Genomic DNA, 17,947 nt, shown 5'->3' with positions numbered 1-17,947 from the left:
CCGTGGCCTCAAACCTGCGGGAACTGCGGGAAAGGCGAAACTCTGTCGCGACGACGAAGAAGATCACTCGCGCGATGGAGCTCATCGCCTCGTCTCGAATTATCAAGGCACAGAACACCGTCAAGGCGGCTAGCCCTTATTCCCTGGAGTTGACCCGGGCGCTTTCGGCAGTTGCCGCTCATACCCATGAGGACCATCCGCTCACCTCTGTGAACCCGGACCCGAAGCGTTCTGCGGTGCTGTTAATCACCTCCGATCGCGGCCTTGCAGGAGCGTATTCTTCGAACGCGATCAAGGCAGCGGAGCAGCTACACGCTGCTCTCCAACCCGAACAAGAGGTCGTCACCTACTTGTGTGGTCGCAAAGGAGTGCAGTACTTCGAGTTCCGTGGTCGCAAGGTCGAGCACGTGTGGAGTGGTTTCTCCGACTCACCGACCTACAGGCAGGCCCGGGAGATTGCAGATACGTTGATCGAGCAGTTCCTCCGCCCGACTGAGGAGGGTGGGGTTGACGAGATTCATATCGTGTACACCCACTTCGACTCAATGCTGACACAGAAGCCGAGGGTCGTGAGGCTACTGCCGCTGGCTGTCGTAGACCCGGAGACTACCCCAGAGGGGGAGCTCGAGGCTGGCGATCCTGGAGTCGGCACTGCCGATGAGGAGATCTTTCACGAATACAAGTTCGAACCAGATCCGGTCACCGTTCTGGATCAGTTGTTGCCCTTGTATGTTGCCAACCGAATCCATTACGCCCTGCTGGAATCGGCTGCCTCGGAGTTGGCAAGCCGACAGCGGGCGATGAAGGCAGCCACTGACAATGCCGAGCAGTTGATCCAGTCGCTAAGTCGGCAGGCCAACCAAGCGCGTCAGGCCGCTATTACCCAGGAAATCACCGAGATCGTGGGTGGCGCCGCTGCCCTTGCAGAGTCCGCCCCACAGGAGTGAGAGAGAACACCATGACTGCGACAGCTATTTCCCCTGAGACGAAGGATGAGGTTGCCGGCGTTGGCCGCGTTGTCCGCGTCATCGGCCCCGTCGTCGACGCCGAGTTTCCGGTCGGACAGATGCCGGAGATTCTCAACGCTCTTCACGTTGACACCGAGGTGATGGGGGAGACCCACACCATTACTTTGGAGGTTGCTCTACACATCGGCGAAAACGTCGTGCGTGCCATCTCCCTCAAGCCGACTGACGGCTTGCGCCGTGGTACCGAGGTCCGTGACACCGGGGCCCCTATCACCGTGCCCGTCGGCGATGTCACCAAGGGCCACGTGTGGAACGTGACCGGCGATGTCCTCAACGCTGACCCGTCAACCATTGAGGTTACTGAGCGTTGGCCGATTCACCGCGATCCGCCTGCATTCGAGGACCTGGAGCCAGAAACCGAGATGCTGCAGACGGGCATCAAGGTCCTTGATCTTCTTACGCCGTACGTCAAGGGCGGCAAGATCGGCCTATTCGGTGGTGCCGGCGTCGGTAAGACGGTTCTGATTCAGGAGATGATTTACCGTATTGCCCACAACTTCGGCGGTACGTCGGTATTCGCCGGTGTCGGTGAGCGTACTCGTGAGGGGAACGACCTCATCAACGAGATGGATGAGGCTGGAGTTCTCAAAGATACTGCCCTCGTGTTCGGTCAGATGGACGAGCCTCCGGGTACCCGTCTTCGCATTGCTCTGACTGGTCTAACAATGGCCGAGTATTTCCGAGATGTCCAGAATCAGGACGTGCTGTTGTTCATCGACAACATCTTCCGATTCTCACAGGCAGGTTCTGAGGTATCGACGCTGCTTGGCCGAATGCCGTCGGCTGTGGGATACCAGCCCAACCTAGCCGATGAGATGGGTCAACTGCAGGAGCGAATTACCTCGACTCGTGGCCACTCGATCACCTCAATGCAGGCCGTCTATGTCCCCGCTGACGATTACACCGACCCGGCACCGGCAACGACCTTCGCCCACCTGGACGCCACCACTGAGTTGTCTCGTGAGATCGCCTCTCGTGGTCTCTACCCAGCTGTGGATCCGCTGACGTCGACCTCTCGTATCCTTGACCCGCTGTACGTGGGGCAGGAACACTACGACACCGCCACCCAGGTCAAGCAGATTCTGCAGCGGAACAAGGAACTGCAGGACATCATTGCCATCTTGGGCGTCGATGAGCTGAGCGAGGAGGACAAAGTCACCGTTGCTCGCGCCCGCCGGATTCAGCAGTTCCTGTCCCAGAACACCTACACAGGTGAGAAATTCACCGGCGTCCCCGGATCGACCGTTTCCATGGCTGACACCATCGAGGGTTTCCAGATGATTTGCCGTGGTGACGTGGATCACGTTCCAGAGCAGGCCTTCTTCAACGTTGGCAACATGGACATGGTGATGGAAAACTGGGACAAGATGAAGAAGGAGGGCTGAGTCCCATGGACCGCCAGCCGCTTCAAGTCAAGGTCGTCTGCGCCGACGCCGAGGTCTGGACGGGGGAGTCGATTAACATCATCGTCCGGACTACCGAGGGTGATATTGGTTTGCTCCCCGGACATGAGGCCTTCCTCGCGGCACTCGCACCCTGCGCGGCCCAGATCATCACGCCTGACGGCGCCCGTAAGGTCATCGCCTGTGACGGTGGCTTCGTGGCCCTGGACAATGACGGGCACGTGTCGATCATCACTCAGTACGCCACGGATGTCGAGGATATTTCCGTCGAACAGGCTCATCGTGACCTCGAGGAACTCAGGAAAAAGATCAACGCAGACGAGCGCCCTGAGGACGATTCCCTGGTTATGCAGGATTTGACTCACCGCCTTCACCTGGCTCAAGCACAACTTGCTGCTGCCCGGGTCGCCGGCGCAAAGAAAGCCTGACAAGAGGATAGGGGCCGCTACGATCTACTCGTAGCGGTCCCTGTTTTCATGTTCGTGGGTTGATATTCTTGCTGGTTGCGAAACTTAGGGTATCCTTTGTAGACCACTCATGATCCAGTGGCTAGCGTTGACATATGCGCACGTCCAACGTATTCATCGGCATGACACCGATGTTGTCAACGTTGGAGATGGACGCTGTCGTCATCGGTCTCATCGTGTGTTGTGCCGTCATCTACATCATGTGGCTATTTGTCAGGCACCGCGTTCTCGTTAGCAGGCGCGGTGCTTTTTTATGCGGTTTACGGGTCATGGGCGGGTCAAAACCCGGGGGATGGATGATCGGCACTGCTCGATACGTCGACGGGACCTTCGAGTGGTATCGAGTCATCGATCCCCGTCCGGGTCCCACCATTGTGTTGAAGCGTGGCGGACTTTGCATGGTCGAGCACCATGCCCCCAACACCGACAGCTCGCTAGCACTCGCCGCCAACGCCTACGAGATCGTCACCCTTGAAACTGGGCACAAGGGCAAGTCCTCGGTGTGCCAGATCGCTGTTGAACCTGGCGTAGTGATGGGGCTGATGTCTTGGCTTGAAGCGGCACCCCCGGGGGGCGTCGAATACGCCACCGTGGGTCACCTCGTCTAATCATTCTTTGTCTCATCATTCCTTATGGGCGTTCGGGTTGCGTTCTCCACCGGGAAGCCACAGCACCTCGTCGGATGAATCTTGGCCAGCCTTGTTTGCTGCCCGTGACAGGATGAAGAGCAGATCGGACAGACGATTGAGGTACGTGATCGCCAGCTGGTTGACGCCTCCCGGTGTCTTCTCGGGATCATCCGACACGTCAGTTCCATACGCATCGGCAGCCTTCCACGCTGCTCGTTCCGCAGTACGAACAGCAGTCCGGCACACGTGCAGCTGAGCTCCAACGGGGTTTCCGCCCGGAAGGATGAACGACTTGATCGTTGGAAGGTCATCGCCGAAGTCGTCACACCACTGCTCAAGACGATCAACGCTTTCCTGGACCGTACGCAACGGTTCCCACTTGGGATTCGCGACAAGAGGGTTGGCGAGATCAGCACCGACATCAAAGAGTTCGTTCTGGACAATGCCGAGGGCCTCGCGTACCTCGTCGATGAGGACATGGGTCGTCGAGTCCAGAGCGAGGGCCAGACCGATATTGGCGTTCGCCTGATCGACGAGGCCGTATGCTTCGACGCGCAGATCTGACTTGGCTGCTACCGAGTTGTCGACCAGCCGGGTTGAACCGTGGTCGCCGGTACGGGTGTAAATTTTCGAGAGAATGACCATGGTCCCAGTTTACGGTTCATGCCCGCAAAACGATGGCTGGTGTGGGACCAGGGCAAGCTGCCGAAGCACGGCTGGCAGTGCAAGTGGCTCGAGGACGTGAAGCCAGCATTTCTGCTGTACGGGAAACACGTCATCGTTGTTGGTATCTGTATCGTTATTAAATAAGGTTTTCTTGGTCTCGATGTAGGTTTTGGGTAATCAATGGCTGTCCATGTCAACCATCCTGCAGGCAGTCGATCGTCCGCCACGATGGCACGGTGGCCTGAGGAGAATGCAGTGGTCTAAGGAGAATCATGACTCGTATCGTCCATAGCACCTTGTGCAGAGTATTTGCCATTGTTCTCGTCATCGTTGGTATTGGTGCCACGATTGGTGGGAACTTCGCCCACGGTTACGTCAGCGATCAGCTGTCTCAAGAAAAGATCACCATGCCCTCCGCAGAGGCGTTGACAACTCCGGAGATGAAGGACGCTCTCGAGGAGTATTCCGGTCAGCGCATGACGACCGGACCGCTGGCGGAAGCCTTCGCGAATCATTACATCTACGACCACATGAAGCAGACCGCTGACGGTAAGACATACGAAGAGGTCTCGGGGGAGTACATGAAGTGCTCAGCTGATGAGGCGTCAAAAGCTACCGATGAGTGCAAGGAACTCGAATCAGCTCGTCAGACACTGTTCATGGGCGATTCCCTGCGCGGTATGCTTCTTACCGCCTACGCATGGTGGCTGGTAGGCAGCGTTGCCATCTGGGTCGGAGTGGGCTGCATCATCCTGGGTGTTGTGCTCGCCATCCTCGGATGGGGAGTGCTGCGTACGAAGACACACGTAGGGAAGCGCCGCCGACCCACGAAATGACATAATGTATCTTATCGGACACGCATTCCAGTTTGCTTCTGCCAGGTTTGCTTCTGTTGGGCGAGGATGCACACTTGCGACACACTGCCTCAAAAGCACCGAGACAACACGCCGACGAACACATAAGGTCCGGCCTCGACCTGTCGCAGGTCGAGGCCGAATTATCATAAAACCGACTTAGAAATCAGAAGTTAATCATGTGTCCTTCGACACCCTCCGCAGCGTCCTTAAGAGCTTCGGACAGCGATGGGTGCGCGTGGATATTGCGTCCGATCTCCTCAGCTGTGATGTCCCACAGCTGAGCCAGAGTTAGCTCAGGCAGCAGCTCGGAAACATCGTGTCCAACGAGGGACGCACCCAAGAGCTCGCCGTGGCGAGCGTCGGCAACGATCTTGACGAAGCCGCTGCCATCGCCCAGCCCCCAGGCCTTGCCGTTGGCAGCAAATGGGAATTTGGACACCTTGACGTCGTAGCCCTTTTCTCGGGCCTGATCCTCGGTGTACCCGAAGGACCCCACTTGAGGCTGGCAGTACGTGGCTCGCGGGATCATGTCGTAATTGATCGGCATGGTCTCTGCTCCAGCGATGGTCTCAGCGGCGACTACGCCCTGGGCCTCGGCAGTGTGAGCCAACATGAGCTTGGCGGTGCAGTCACCGATGGCGTAAATGCCGTCGACGTTAGTGCGCATGAAGTCGTCAATCTCAATGGCGCCACGCTCGGTGAGTTTGACCCCGGTCTTTTCCAATCCGTAGCCCTCGACGCGCGGGGCGAATCCGACCGCTTGCAGGACGCGATCGGCCTCGATCACCTTGGATTCTCCGCCCTTCGCGGGTGAGATAGTGACCTTGACCTTGTCGCCCGAGTCGTCGATGGAGTCAACCTTGGTAGACGTCAGAACCTTGATACCGAGCTTCTTGTATGCCTTAGCCAGCTCAGCCGAAACATCTTTGTCTTCGTTGGGAACCATACGGTCGAGGAACTCGACGATGGTGACGTCGCAGCCGTAGTTGGCCAGCACGTAGGCGAACTCGGTACCAATAGCACCGGACCCGGCGATAACGATCGAGCCAGGGACAGTCTCCGACAAGATCTGTTCCTTGTAGGTGACGACACGATCGGACAGCTGGGTTCCAGGCAGAGTCTTCACGACCGAACCAGCAGCGATGATGACATTGTCGAAAGTGATCTCGTCAGTCACGGCGCCGTCAGAATCCTTGACGGAGATGGCCTTGGGGCCGGTGAACTCCCCCCAGCCATTAAATTCGGTGACCTTGTTCTTCTTCATGAGGAAGTGAATCCCCTTGACCATACGGGCGGACACCTGGCGAGATCGGCTGAAGGCCTTGCCGTAATCGACGGTGATGTCACCACCAATTCCGAAGGTCTTGGCCTCCTTGGTGACAATGTGCGCAAGTTCCGCGTTGCGCAAAAGCGATTTGGTCGGGATACAGCCAACATTGAGGCAGACACCGCCCCAATACTCTTTCTCGATGATGGCGGTCTTCTTGCCGAGCTGAGCGGCACGAATAGCGGCGACATAGCCACCAGGGCCAGCTCCGAGGACAACAACGTCAAAATGTGAGCTCATGGGTAACACTGTAGTAGAAAGGCCGATCTGTGAGGAAGGTCTCATTAAACAGTGTCCGCTCGGTGATGACAGGGCCTCCCTCCCCCATGGTCTCAACTCAGATCTGATATATCCTTGACGAAAGACTTGTTCCCGTCGAAAGGATCTGCTGTGGACAACATCACCCCGGCTGCCGTCGGTCGCCTCATCCGCGACGCCCGCAAGCAGCGTGGCATGACGCAGAACCAATTGGCGGAACTCCTCAAGACCTCCCAGAGCGCCATCCACCGGGTTGAGTCAGGCACACAGAACCTGTCACTCGAATACATCAACCGTATCGCTGAGGCGCTCGAGTCGCCCATTATCACTAAGCCTGGTAGTGGCACGATGAACTACCGCATCGAAGGCGGCCATCAGCTAGCGGGTTCTATTGAGGTACGTTCCTCAAAGAATGCCGCCGTCGCCCTGCTGTGTGGTTGTCTTATCAACCGTGGCCGCACCGTATTACGCGGGATTGCTCACATCGAGGAGGTCAATCGCATCCTCGAAGTGCTCACCTCGATCGGCGTCAGCTACGAATGGTCCGAGGACGAGCGCGATCTCACCCTCATTCGTCCCGCTGAACTCAACCTTGAGGACATGGACATCAAGGCTGGCCGTCGCACCCGAAGCGTCATCATGTTCCTCGGCCCGCTGATGAGGTTCTACGATTCGTTCAAACTCCCCTACGCCGGTGGCTGCAACCTGGGCGCCCGTACCGTTGAGCCTCACCTGCAGGTACTGCGAGCTTTTGGGCTTAACGTCGTAGCCACTGAGGGCTTCTACCACTGTCACGTGACGGATCGCAGCGTCAAGGAACGTCACATCGTCCTCACCGAGCGCGGGGATACCGTCACCGAGAACGCTTTGCTTGCAGCCGCCCAAACTCCCGGTGTGACAGTGCTACGCAACGCCAGTCCGAATTACATGGTTCAGGACCTGTGCGTGTTTCTACTCCAGCTCGGTGTCAAGATCGAGGGAATTGGTACCACGACCCTGCGTGTCCGTGGCGTCGAGAACATTGACGTCGACGTCGAATACGCACCATCGGAGGATCCAATCGAGGCCATGAGCCTCATCACAGCGGCGGTCGTCACCAAATCCGAGCTGACGATCACCCGCTGCCCCATCGAGTTCCTCGAAATTGAGTTGGCGATTCTCTCGGAGATGGGACTGGACTTCAGCCTGTCGCCCGAATATGTCTCCCACAACGGATTCACTCGGTTGGTTGACGTCACGGTTCGCCCGAGTGAACTGCGTGCGGTGGCCGACAAGATTCACCCCATGCCCTTCCCAGGCCTCAACATCGACAACCTTCCCTTCTTCGCCGTCATCGCAGCCGAAGCTGAAGGCCAGACCCTGATTCACGACTGGTGCTACGAAAACCGAGCCATCCACCTGCTTGATCTGGGAAAGCTCGGCGCCGACGTTCAACTTCTTGATCCGCACCGGCTTATCGTGCGTGGACCGACACGCTGGCGCGGTCGTGAACTCATCTGTCCGCCAGCTCTGCGCCCTGCGGTTTGCCTGCTGCTGGCTGCCCTGGCGGCCTCCGGTGAAACAACCCTGCGAGACGTGTACATGATTAACCGTGGTTATGAAGACCTGCCGACTCGGCTTGGGGCGCTGGGAGCCAAGATCTCTGTCTTCCACGGCTGAGCGGACACGTCCTCGGGCGACCAGTCCAACTCGTCACCGGGATGTTTCGAGGTGCGCTCGAGGACGGCATGAACGACCCCGGCAGTCTTACCGAGAGCAGATCCCAAGGACTCCCCTACGACGAGCTGCTCCGTCAGGACTGCCGTCGTCAGATCGCCCGCACCGTTGAAATGGCGGTCGATGAAGGGTCCGTGGGTCATCATGACCCTCTCCTTCGTGATCGCGACCATGGCAAGCTCGTCGTGACCTTCGTCACGATACGGTACCGACGTGACCACGACGAGTCTTGGTCCGGTAAGGCTGCGAGCAGCTGCGACGATCTCGTCAATGGTGCGTGGCATGGTGTCGGTCAGGATGCCGAGTTCAGCCATGTTGGGTACAAGCACATCGGCGTCCTCAACCGCCTCTTTTATAAAAGCCACCGTGTCAGCGGGCACGTACACCCTCACCTGGCCATTGTCCATATCGGCCATGACAGGGTCGCACACCCACATGGTATCGGGGCGGTGGTTTCGGCACTTCTCCACAGTTCGCAGTACGGCAGGACCAGTGAGAGGTGTGAGGTAGCCCGACAGCACCGCGTCGACATGCTTGAGTTCGCCGTTGGAGTCAACGGCGTCAACAATGCCGTTAATCTGATCGGCACTGATCGGGACACCGGCTACACTGGAACGACCATTGTGATTGGACAGCAGCGCCGTCGGCAGTCCCCATGCTCGAATGCCCATGGCACTCATCATCGGAATCGCAATACTGTTTCCGACGGTTCCCTGAACGACATAGGACTGCAAAGACAAGACAGTGCGGCTCATGTGTGGTCACTGTAGCTGCCATGGGGATCGCGAGAAGGCAGAATGGATAGCTGTGAGAGCTAGTGACTACCCATATTGCCAACATCCGTTCACCGTCCTCGCTCATCGAGGCGGCGCAGGCATGGCCATTAACAAGGGAATTGAGAACACCCTGGCGGCTTTTGGACATGCGGTAGATCTGGGTTGCACTCATCTTGAAACTGATGTCCACGCCACCAGCGATGGTGTCCTCGTGGCCTTTCATGACCCCGTTCTCGACCGGGTTACCGACTCCAGTGGTGCCATTGCGAAGACGCCGTGGCGTGAGGTCAAGCGAGCCAGCGTTGGAGGTGAACCGATTCCCACCCTCGATGACATCCTGGACGCTTTTCCAGAGTCTTTCATCAACATTGACATCAAGCATGACAACGCCACCATGCCCCTCATTGACGTTCTTTCGCGGCACCGCGCCTGGGACCGAGTCTGCATCGCCTCTTTCAGCAGTAATCGAATCCGAAAGTTTCGCCGATTGGCCTGCCAGCCCACCGCGACCGCAGTGGGACCCGTCGGAGTTGGGTGGGCCATCATCGCACCAAGCACCTTTCAGATGGCCAATACGCGAGGAGACGCGTACCAGGTTCCCCATCGTGTGAGTCGTTACGGTATTCCCTTGGTGACACCGAGCTTTGTTGCCGCCGCCCATCGTGTGGGCCGGGCCGTTCACGTCTGGACAGTCAACGAAGTGTCCGAAGCTCGAGAGCTCATGGACATGGGGGTCGACGGGATCGTCACGGATCGGCCCGACCTCATGTGCGAGTTCGCGCGCATTCACCAGCCCAAGGATGCCCCGACCCTCATCCCGCGATGAGCCGCAACGGCGTGCGTGGTCATCCGGTCATCGAGACGTTCCACCTCGTGCCGAAATCCGATTCTGTTCCCGGATTTTGTGGGTTGTGGGAAGCTGGACGTATAGATGGCGGCCCAACCAGGGCCTGACGCCTATGACCAGGAGGGAGCATCATGGCCGACCGCGCACTGCGAGGCATGGGGTTGGGATCCAAGAGCTTCGAGGACGAAGAGGGCGTTGAGATGGCCGAACGCCAAGAAATCGGCTTCGATTGTCGGAATGGCCATCACTTCGATCTCACTTTCTCGATCGAGGCGGATCTACCGAGCCTGTGGGAGTGCCCGCGCTGTGGCGCCGAGGCGTTGCGAAGTGACGGCACTGATCCTCAGCGCAAGAAGCAAAAACCGCAGCGGACCCACTGGGACATGCTGACTGAGCGTCGGTCGATTCCCGAACTCGAAGAGCTGCTTGCCGAGAGACTGGAGGAAATCCGAAAGGAAGATTAAATCCTTGTTCAGTTCGAGTAGATCTGAGGATCCAGGTCACGCGCAGTTTGACCTAGCGTGATGTGCCCCGCATAGAACTCTATGCGGGGCACATCAGGGTCTCATTGGTGTCAGTGTTTTGACCGACGTTCCTTGATCTCGCCAGCAACCTGTTCAGCCCGCTCAAGAGCAACATGGCCAAGATCCTTGAGCTGGTGAGACCGGTAGCCAACCCCCCACAAGGTCGTACGAAGCAGGGCTTCGACGACGATCTCCTTGCTCATTTTGGAGTTGCCGTATTCGCGTTCGATGAATTCAATCGGCACCTCGGCAACGGTCATACCCTTCTTGAGGGTACGCCAGGTCAGATCGAGCTGGAAGCAGTAACCGGCTGAGGCAACTTCATCCAGGCCAATGGTTCGCAGCGTATGTGCGCGGAAAGCGTTGAATCCGCCAGTGGGATCCTTGACATGGATTCCCAAGCACATCCGAGTCCACAGGCCGCCACCACGTGAGATGAACTCGCGGTATTTCGGCCAATTCACGACAGATCCACCCTTGACGTAGCGAGATCCCTTAACCATGTCGGCATGTTTTAAGGCCTCAAGAAGGAGCGGCAGCTGTTCAGGCTGATGGGAACCGTCGGCATCCATCTCAACGAGGACGTCGTAGCTCCGGTCAAGACCCCAGTGAAATCCAGCAAGGTAGGCGGCACCAAGGCCTTCCTTGCCTTTGCGGTGCATGACGTGAACATGGTCGTCGGCGGACGCAAGTCGGTCAGCGATCTCTCCGGTGCCGTCGGGAGAATTATCGTCGGCGACGAGAACGTCGACCTGCGGATTGGCGCGACGCGTGCGCGCGACAATCGTCTCAACATTTTCCGCTTCGTTATAGGTCGGAATGATGACGAGGACCTTATCGAGCCGGACCTCAGTGTCGGTGGCGGACATCCCTCTCCGATCTGTTGTGGCTTACTCATGCGAGCATATCGCGGTGCCGGCGAATCACCGACATCATCACCGTTCCGGCAGCTACACCGACAACGACCGCTCGCAGCCATCTCTCCATACTCACCGCCAGCGTCAGCCCTGACTCTAATGGCACCGTCACCGTGAAATTGGTATGCCCTCCTTCTTGAGTACGCAAGGCTACTGACCCATCTGGATTCACCAAGCCAGAAAAGGAGTTCGTCGTTGACACGATGATGTGTCGGCCGGTTTCGATGGCTCGGGCTCTGGTGATCTGCCATTGCTGGGGAGTTTGGGCTGTGTTGATAAATGACGAATTGTTTGACTGTACGGCCAAAATCCTGGCCCCATGTCGAATGGTGTCAGCAACGGTGTCGTCGTAGGCCACCTCGAAACAGACCACCACACCGACCGGTGTCTTTGTGCCAGAGATCGTGGAGTCGAGAACCCCTGGTGTCGTCCCTGGAACGGATTGCCGGCCAATATTGCCCAAGATTGGAATGAGTGGAAGAAAGAAAGACCTCGCAGGAATCCACTCGCCAAATGGCACTAGATTGCGTTTGTGATAGATCGACGTTGGTGTGGGCGATGACGACGGCCACCACATCGATGTCGTCTGCCGCTCGTCATCTCCGGGGCCGTCTGTCACGGCACCTACCAGGATCGGTCGTTGTGAAATGGCCAGTGCTCCCATCACGATCTGATGACTTTCGAAGTCGAGAATCGGGTCAATGTCAGTCGAGTTCTCCGGCCACAAGATCATGTCGGGTGCGCTCTTTCCCGAGGCACGTTGTTCGGCGACCGCCATGATCGTTTCAGACAGGTGATTGTCAGTCACAGAGCGGGCATAGCCCATGGCGTAGGGACCAGCGGTGCCGTCCACTCCCCCTTGGACGACCATAACCCGAATGCTGTCGTCATCGCTTCCGCGCGTCGCCACTACTCCTGACACCGTTGCCAAGACAGTCACCACAAGGAGTCCGGTCACAAGTCCTACGGCATTGCTAATTCGCGACCTTCCACGGGCGCCCACGACACGTGCCATGAGTGCTGCAGCCATCGCGACGAGAAAGCTCGTCCCCACCGTTCCGGCCCATCTCAAGGCTCCAGCCCACGGAGTGTCGACGACGGTCCAAGCCAGTCGTATCCAGCCGAAACCACCAAGCGGAACGGCGGCGGCACCGACTTCGGTCGCCGCCCAGACCACAGCCTGCCATACGGGTGCGCCTGGCAGCGTCTCGACCTCGCGGATAGCCCACCCAGCCAGCAGACACCACAACGCCATGACCGCTATGAGAAGCACCGCCACCGGCGGACCCATGACTCCAACCCACGCAATGGTGGTTGAGAACAGCCCCAGCCCATACAGATACCCCAGACCAGCTGAAGCGCGTCGCGTCGTGGACCGTACGAGCACTATGAGTGCGGCGACTCCAGGGATGACGAGAATCCACCAATCGAGTGGTTGGAATCCGGTCCCGGTGGCCGCACCAGCAGCAACTGCGGCCAGACCTCGCAGCCAGGCCGAGCGCGGTAGGTGGGAGCCGCGCGTCACCGGGTTCCCAACATGCCGAGTTCGTCAAACATCGTGTCGAGGACGACAACCGTCTCCGTTCCGCAGTGGCATTGCCGGCGGATACGGCTGAGCAGCTGGTCGAGGTGACTGGTATTCGGCACTTGAACTCGCGCCAGATAAGAAGCTGCACCGGCGATGGAGTGGCAGCCTCGCACTTCCGAGAACGTCTTCAAGATGTCGGGGATTATGTCGTCCTCTTCAGGATCAATGGGATTGAGGAAGATAAAAGCGGTAATACCAGCGCCAATGGCTTCTAGGTTGAGGGCGGCATGGTAGCCCCGAATGATTCCTTTAGCCTCAAGCCTCTTGACACGCTGCTGAGCAGCCGAGGTGGACAAGCCCGTCTGATGTCCGAGCTCGGTCCACGACATCCGCCCGTCTTCTTCCAACAAGCTGAGGATATGACGATCAGTGGCCTCTAAAGTTGGCGACCAGTCCTCGTCGTCCTCGTCGTGGTGCTTGGTCATGAGTCGCTCCTCCCAGTACCCGGCTCAACCCAGTGGGATCTCAGCACGTGAATGGTGGATCCAGCGAGCAAGTTTGGTGACGCAGATGCTACCCGGGATGGATGACCCTTACCGTCTAAGCACACCCTTTTAACGATCTCCAGATTGAACTCGGCAAACCAATCCTCGAGGTCCGCCACACCCGAATATGACTGGTTGGGAGTGTCATGCCAGGAGTACGGCAGATCGTGGGAGGTCGGCATACGGCCTTTGATGATCTTGAGTCGGTTACGCCAATAGACAAAGTTTGGTACCAACAAGATGAGCAAGGTGCCGATACGCGCCATTTCCGCAAGTACGACATCAGGCGAGACGACCGCCTGCAGAGTTTGTGACAAGATGACGACGTCGTAGGAGTCGTCATGGAACTCCCCCAGATCCTCGTTGAGGTCCATCCCCAATACCGGGACACCTGCTGACATTGCAGTGATGAGGGAAGATTGATCGAGTTCAACCCCGGTGCCCAAGCATTGTCGTGTGGTGATGAGGTGACGAAGCAAGGAACCGTCTCCACACCCAAGGTCAAGGACGCGGGAACGAGGTGGCACCAGGGCTGTGATGATGCGTTGGTCAGGACGAAGTGTCACAGCGTTGTCTCCCTGGTGCAAAGATGGCCGTCAAAGTGTGGTGCCCGCTGCGATGCCCCCATCGGAAGCCGGTCAGCGGTCAGGAAGGCCCTGACCAGGTCGTGATAGGGATCAAGCTTCAGCAGGAAGGAATCATGGCCCCATGATGACGCGATTGTCGCGAAACTCACCGGTAGCCCCGCGCCCTCAAGATGCCGGGCAATCCGACGAGAGTGAGCCGGAGAAAAACGCCAGTCGGTGTCGAAACAGATGATGAGGAAGTTGACGGGATCTGTCACCAGCAGGTCGGTAGCACCGGCCCGACCAAAGGGATCGAAGTAGTCCATGACCCGAGTTAGGTAGATGTAACTGAGGGGGTCAAATCGAGTGAGGAAAGCCTCTCCTTGGTGATCGAGGTAGGACTCGACGGCGAAGTTGATGCCGAATCCGCGTTCTACCGATCCTGACTGACGAGAACGACCGAACTTTTCCGCGAACGCGTCCTCGGACAGGTAGGTGATGTGGGCGAGCATCCGCGCGATCGACAATCCGGTGTCAGGGCGAACGTCATCGTAGGCTCCATCAGCAAAAGCCGGATCTCGCAGAATTGCCTCACGTCCGACCGCTGAGAAGGCGATGTTCTGAGCCGTTAATCCGCTCGACGAGGCAATAATGATGGCGTTGTCAAGGGTTGACGGGTGCGTCAACGACCAGTCGAGAGCCTGCATACCGCCCATCGAGCCACCAACAACAGTGTGAAAATGGTCCACACCCAGGTGCTTGGCGAGTCGTAAATGCACCTCGACGAAGTCGTGCATGTCGATCTGGGGAAAATCCAGTCCCCAGCGTTTCCCGGTATCTGGATTGATCGAAGCCGGCCCGGTCGTACCTGAACAACCGCCCAGCAAATTAGAAGAGATGACAAAGAAGCGATTGGTGTCGATCGCGCGTCCCGGACCAATTATGTTGTCCCACCACCCTGGGCGGTCTGCTCCTGGGTGAAAACCAGCCGCATGGGCGTTTCCGGTGAGAGCGTGACAGATATACACCGCGTTGTCACGGGCGGCGTTGAGAGTGCCGTACGTCTCGTAGGCGACGGTGACGTGGTCAAGGCAGCCCCCCGCAACCAAATGGAGCGGGTCATCAGGGGTGGCGACCGTCGCGTACTGGGTCTCGACGATTCCTACTCCGGGGCCTTCCGGGCTGGTTCTGGGTGCTGGCATACGCGGTGACATCATGACCATTCTGCCAGTTCTCGGCGTTGCGACCACCATATGATAACGACAGACCGCTGCGCTCTGAGCTGTCTAGAATTTGCCATGCGCGTTAACACCAAAGTCAAAGTCATCGGCAGTTAGCCCTCTTAATCGCTTGACCGCAAGTGCGGAAATGCCCTGCAATCAGCCTTCAGGAGCATTCACACCGAGTAGCTGGGCAAGGACGGTGATGACGCCATTTTCGTTGTTCGACGGAGCCACGTAGTTCGAAGCCTTGATGACATCGGGATGGGCATTGGCCATCGCAAAGGACCACTTTGCCAACGACATCATTTCAAGGTCATTGAGAAAGTCACCAAAGATGGCAGTCTGAGCCGGGGTGACACCAAGATCGGCCTGCACGGCTTCCACCGCACTGCCCTTATTCACGCCCGGATTCATGATGTCGACCCAATTCGGGGTCGCAAGGATGACCTGGTGGGCGCGCGCAATCCTCTGCATGCTCGGGTAGGTGACGTCCGAGGCCTCGCCAAAGTCATAGATCGACAACTTGATGACGTCAGCGGTGTGCTCGGTGAGGTCATCAACAACGGTATGGCTGTGGTAGTAAGTGGCGATATGAGAGACGAAAGGATCATCTCCTCGCTCCAGATAGGCGACGGATTTGGTAGCAACAACTAAACCGACATTCTGCCCATCGTTGGCAAGCTTCCTGACCTCTTTAACCACCTCATGACAAAGATTGGGATCGATGATCGACGAAGAGACGTCAACACCATCCCGGACGACATAAGTGCCGTTCTCCGCGATGATCGGCATACCGTCGAGACGGGAATGGAACATCGTGGAGAGTGTCGTGTACTGGCGTCCGGAGGCCGGCACGAAAACGACGCCTCGATCTTTCATGATCTCCAACAGTGGCCATAATTGGGTCGGGATGTCTCCCTGGTCGTTAAGAAGGGTGCCGTCCATGTCAGAGATGACCAGCTGTAGATCATCGGCGGGTACAGGAAACGGAGTTGGCTTCAACATATCCACCCGATCAGGATAGTGACGCCGATAGCTATGGCTAGGTGTAGTTGGTCATGATGTTGCTTACGCCTGTGGGGAGCAACGTCATGCGCAACTACACCTAGCTGGGATTTAGGTCCTCATTAAACACTTGTCGGGCTGACAGGATTTGAACCTGCGACCCCTTGACCCCCAGTCAAGTGCGCTACCAAACTGCGCTACAGCCCGATTGGATCTCTAGGCGATCCGAAGATGTACGCTAGCGTACTTCTGCTCTCCCAACCAAATCGGTCACTTTTTGTTGCGCTTCTGGCGCGGACGAATCTCAACATGCACAGGCGAGCCGGCAAAACCAAAGTCCTCACGTAACCGCCTAATGATGAACCGCACGTACCCGTGGTCGAACACCCCGGAGGTGAACAGTACGAAAGTGGGCGGACAGTTGTGGGCCTGGGTGCCGAAGAGGATTCTCGGTTGTTTGCCGCCACGCACCGGGTGTGGATGGGCGGCCGCCAGACGCCCGAGGAAGGAGTTGAGTTTGCCAGTCGATATCCTCGTCTCCCAACCCTCGGCAGCCGTCTCAATGGCTTTCTCAAGCTTGTCGACGTTACGGCCTTTGAGAGCAGAAATGTTGACCCTCGGAGCCCAGGTGTAGGCCTGCACATCCCGTTCGATCTCGCGTTCTAGATATCGACGACGCTCCTCGTCGGTCAGATCCCATTTGTTGTAAGCGATGACCATCGCACGCCCAGCCTCCTCAACCATGGTGAGAATGCGCAGGTCCTGGTCACTGATCGGCTGAGAGGCGTCAATGACGACGACACACACCTCAGCGCGTTCGATGGCGGCCTGAGTCCGCAGGGAGGCGTAGTACTCGTGCCCCGAGGCTGCCTTAACCCGCTTGCGAAGGCCAGCAGTATCAATGAATTGGTACAGCGTGCTGCCGACAGTCACAAGCTCGTCCACCGGGTCCACGGTCGTACCGGAAACATCCGAAACTACTGCACGATTCTGACGGGCCAGTCGGTTCAACAAGGAAGACTTACCGACGTTTGGCTTTCCGACAATAGCGACACGGCGCGGACCGCCTGGCGTCTCGTGGCTGGCAGGGCGTTCCGGCAGCACGTCGATGAGCGCGTCAAGCAGATCACCCGAACCACGTCCATGCACGGCGGACACTGGATGGGGCTCTCCCAATCCCAGATTCCACATCGTTGCCGCTTCGGCCTCGCCGCGCACATCGTCAACCTTGTTGGCTGCTACCACGACGGGCTTGCGTGACTGCCTCAGTACCTGAACGACGGCCTCGTCCTCATCGGTCGTCCCGACATTGGCGTCAACTACGAACAGAACAGCGTCGGCTGTCGAGATGGCCAACTCAGCCTGCTCAGCAATCATGGCTGCCATCCCGGAGGTATCAGAAGCCCAACCACCCGTATCGACGAGCACGAACTGACGACCGGACCACTCAGCGTCATATGACACCCGGTCGCGAGTCACGCCAGGGACATCCTGAACGACAGCCGCTCGGCGCCCAAGAATGCGGTTGACAAGGGTGGACTTACCTACATTGGGACGTCCGACGACAGCAACAACAGGCTTCGGAAGGGCCTCCTCGATGCCGTCGCGGGGGTCATCAAGGAACTCGGGCGAATCGGGCATGAGGACACACTCCTGTTAGGCGAC

The 17,947-nt window shown here is 57.9% G+C and carries 19 protein-coding genes and 1 tRNA gene; 9 read left to right on the top strand and 11 right to left on the bottom strand.

Translation table 11 applies throughout. The features are described from left to right. Positions 1-2: 2 nt before the first annotated feature. The 4 genes from Q4B98_RS02990 (at position 3) to Q4B98_RS02975 (ending at position 3,506) form a co-directional block, all read left to right on the top strand. Entirely contained in the window at positions 3-947 is a 945-nt protein-coding gene (locus tag Q4B98_RS02990; RefSeq protein WP_303195315.1) for a F0F1 ATP synthase subunit gamma, read from the top strand. 11 nt (positions 948-958) lie between these two features. After that, on the top strand, positions 959-2,413 hold the full coding sequence (gene atpD, locus Q4B98_RS02985; RefSeq protein ID WP_303195313.1) for a F0F1 ATP synthase subunit beta: 1,455 nt from the start codon (positions 959-961) through the stop codon (positions 2,411-2,413). A gap of 5 nt (positions 2,414-2,418) precedes the next feature. Beyond that, positions 2,419-2,859, top strand: coding sequence for a F0F1 ATP synthase subunit epsilon (locus tag Q4B98_RS02980; protein ID WP_303195311.1), 441 nt, complete (start codon positions 2,419-2,421; stop codon positions 2,857-2,859). Between the two features lie 134 nt (positions 2,860-2,993). Further along, positions 2,994-3,506, top strand: coding sequence for a DUF2550 domain-containing protein (locus Q4B98_RS02975; protein ID WP_303195310.1), 513 nt, complete (start codon positions 2,994-2,996; stop codon positions 3,504-3,506). 15 nt (positions 3,507-3,521) lie between these two features. Here Q4B98_RS02975 and Q4B98_RS02970 read toward each other — a convergent pair whose 3' ends face one another. Then, the gene (locus tag Q4B98_RS02970; RefSeq protein ID WP_303195309.1) at positions 3,522-4,172 is read right to left on the bottom strand and encodes a cob(I)yrinic acid a,c-diamide adenosyltransferase; all 651 of its coding nucleotides are present in this window, start codon (positions 4,170-4,172) and stop codon (positions 3,522-3,524) included. Positions 4,173-4,190: 18 nt separating this feature from the next. Here Q4B98_RS02970 and Q4B98_RS02965 point away from each other — a divergent pair, with 18 nt between their 5' ends. Further along, complete coding sequence (locus Q4B98_RS02965) at positions 4,191-4,337, top strand: hypothetical protein (protein WP_303195308.1); 147 nt, start codon at positions 4,191-4,193, stop codon at positions 4,335-4,337. Between the two features lie 128 nt (positions 4,338-4,465). Beyond that, positions 4,466-5,029 (top strand): hypothetical protein, encoded by a 564-nt coding sequence (locus Q4B98_RS02960; protein WP_303195307.1) that lies wholly within the window; start codon positions 4,466-4,468, stop codon positions 5,027-5,029. A gap of 184 nt (positions 5,030-5,213) precedes the next feature. Here the strand turns inward: Q4B98_RS02960 and lpdA are convergent, their stop codons facing one another. Next, positions 5,214-6,617: a dihydrolipoyl dehydrogenase gene (lpdA, locus tag Q4B98_RS02955; protein ID WP_303195306.1), complete on the bottom strand. Its 1,404-nt coding sequence runs from the start codon at positions 6,615-6,617 to the stop codon at positions 5,214-5,216. Between the two features lie 150 nt (positions 6,618-6,767). Here lpdA and Q4B98_RS02950 point away from each other — a divergent pair, with 150 nt between their 5' ends. Continuing rightward, positions 6,768-8,294 (top strand): UDP-N-acetylglucosamine 1-carboxyvinyltransferase, encoded by a 1,527-nt coding sequence (locus Q4B98_RS02950; RefSeq protein ID WP_303195305.1) that lies wholly within the window; start codon positions 6,768-6,770, stop codon positions 8,292-8,294. On the opposite strand, the gene pdxY is transcribed toward Q4B98_RS02950, so the two are convergent. Next, positions 8,231-9,106, bottom strand: a complete 876-nt coding sequence (gene pdxY / locus Q4B98_RS02945) for a pyridoxal kinase (RefSeq protein WP_303195304.1) — start codon at positions 9,104-9,106, stop codon at positions 8,231-8,233. The two genes, Q4B98_RS02950 and pdxY, sit on opposite strands and share 64 nt — an antisense overlap. Positions 9,107-9,158: 52 nt before the next feature. Between pdxY and Q4B98_RS02940 the strand changes: the two genes are divergently transcribed. Beyond that, the gene (locus tag Q4B98_RS02940; RefSeq protein WP_368492282.1) at positions 9,159-9,953 is read left to right on the top strand and encodes a glycerophosphodiester phosphodiesterase; all 795 of its coding nucleotides are present in this window, start codon (positions 9,159-9,161) and stop codon (positions 9,951-9,953) included. 152 nt (positions 9,954-10,105) lie between these two features. Continuing rightward, entirely contained in the window at positions 10,106-10,438 is a 333-nt protein-coding gene (locus Q4B98_RS02935; protein WP_303195302.1) for an RNA polymerase-binding protein RbpA, read from the top strand. A 110-nt stretch (positions 10,439-10,548) separates the two neighbouring features. Here Q4B98_RS02935 and Q4B98_RS02930 read toward each other — a convergent pair whose 3' ends face one another. The 8 genes from Q4B98_RS02930 to der all read right to left on the bottom strand — a co-directional run bounded on the left by Q4B98_RS02930 (position 10,549) and on the right by der (position 17,923). Then, entirely contained in the window at positions 10,549-11,367 is an 819-nt protein-coding gene (locus Q4B98_RS02930; protein WP_303195301.1) for a polyprenol monophosphomannose synthase, read from the bottom strand. A gap of 25 nt (positions 11,368-11,392) precedes the next feature. Beyond that, entirely contained in the window at positions 11,393-12,940 is a 1,548-nt protein-coding gene (gene lnt, locus Q4B98_RS02925; RefSeq protein WP_303195300.1) for an apolipoprotein N-acyltransferase, read from the bottom strand. Continuing rightward, a complete protein-coding gene (locus Q4B98_RS02920) occupies positions 12,937-13,428 on the bottom strand; it encodes an Lrp/AsnC family transcriptional regulator (protein ID WP_303195299.1) in 492 nt (163 codons plus the stop codon). The genes lnt and Q4B98_RS02920 overlap by 4 nt, the downstream gene beginning before the upstream one ends. Beyond that, entirely contained in the window at positions 13,425-14,075 is a 651-nt protein-coding gene (gene metW, locus Q4B98_RS02915; RefSeq protein ID WP_303195298.1) for a methionine biosynthesis protein MetW, read from the bottom strand. The genes Q4B98_RS02920 and metW overlap by 4 nt, the downstream gene beginning before the upstream one ends. After that, positions 14,051-15,277: a homoserine O-acetyltransferase gene (locus Q4B98_RS02910; RefSeq protein WP_303195296.1), complete on the bottom strand. Its 1,227-nt coding sequence runs from the start codon at positions 15,275-15,277 to the stop codon at positions 14,051-14,053. The genes metW and Q4B98_RS02910 overlap by 25 nt, the downstream gene beginning before the upstream one ends. Positions 15,278-15,433: 156 nt before the next feature. Then, the gene (locus Q4B98_RS02905; RefSeq protein ID WP_303195644.1) at positions 15,434-16,282 is read right to left on the bottom strand and encodes an HAD family hydrolase; all 849 of its coding nucleotides are present in this window, start codon (positions 16,280-16,282) and stop codon (positions 15,434-15,436) included. A gap of 133 nt (positions 16,283-16,415) precedes the next feature. Then, positions 16,416-16,489, bottom strand: a tRNA-Pro gene (locus Q4B98_RS02900). A gap of 63 nt (positions 16,490-16,552) precedes the next feature. Then, entirely contained in the window at positions 16,553-17,923 is a 1,371-nt protein-coding gene (der, locus tag Q4B98_RS02895) for a ribosome biogenesis GTPase Der (protein ID WP_303195294.1), read from the bottom strand. Positions 17,924-17,947: the final 24 nt, after the last annotated feature.

Source organism: Cutibacterium sp., from assembly GCF_030525615.1.
Taxonomy (GTDB): Bacteria; Actinomycetota; Actinomycetes; order Propionibacteriales; family Propionibacteriaceae; genus Cutibacterium.
Note: the sequence above shows the minus strand (reverse complement) of the source record. Positions and strands in the feature narration are given on the sequence as shown.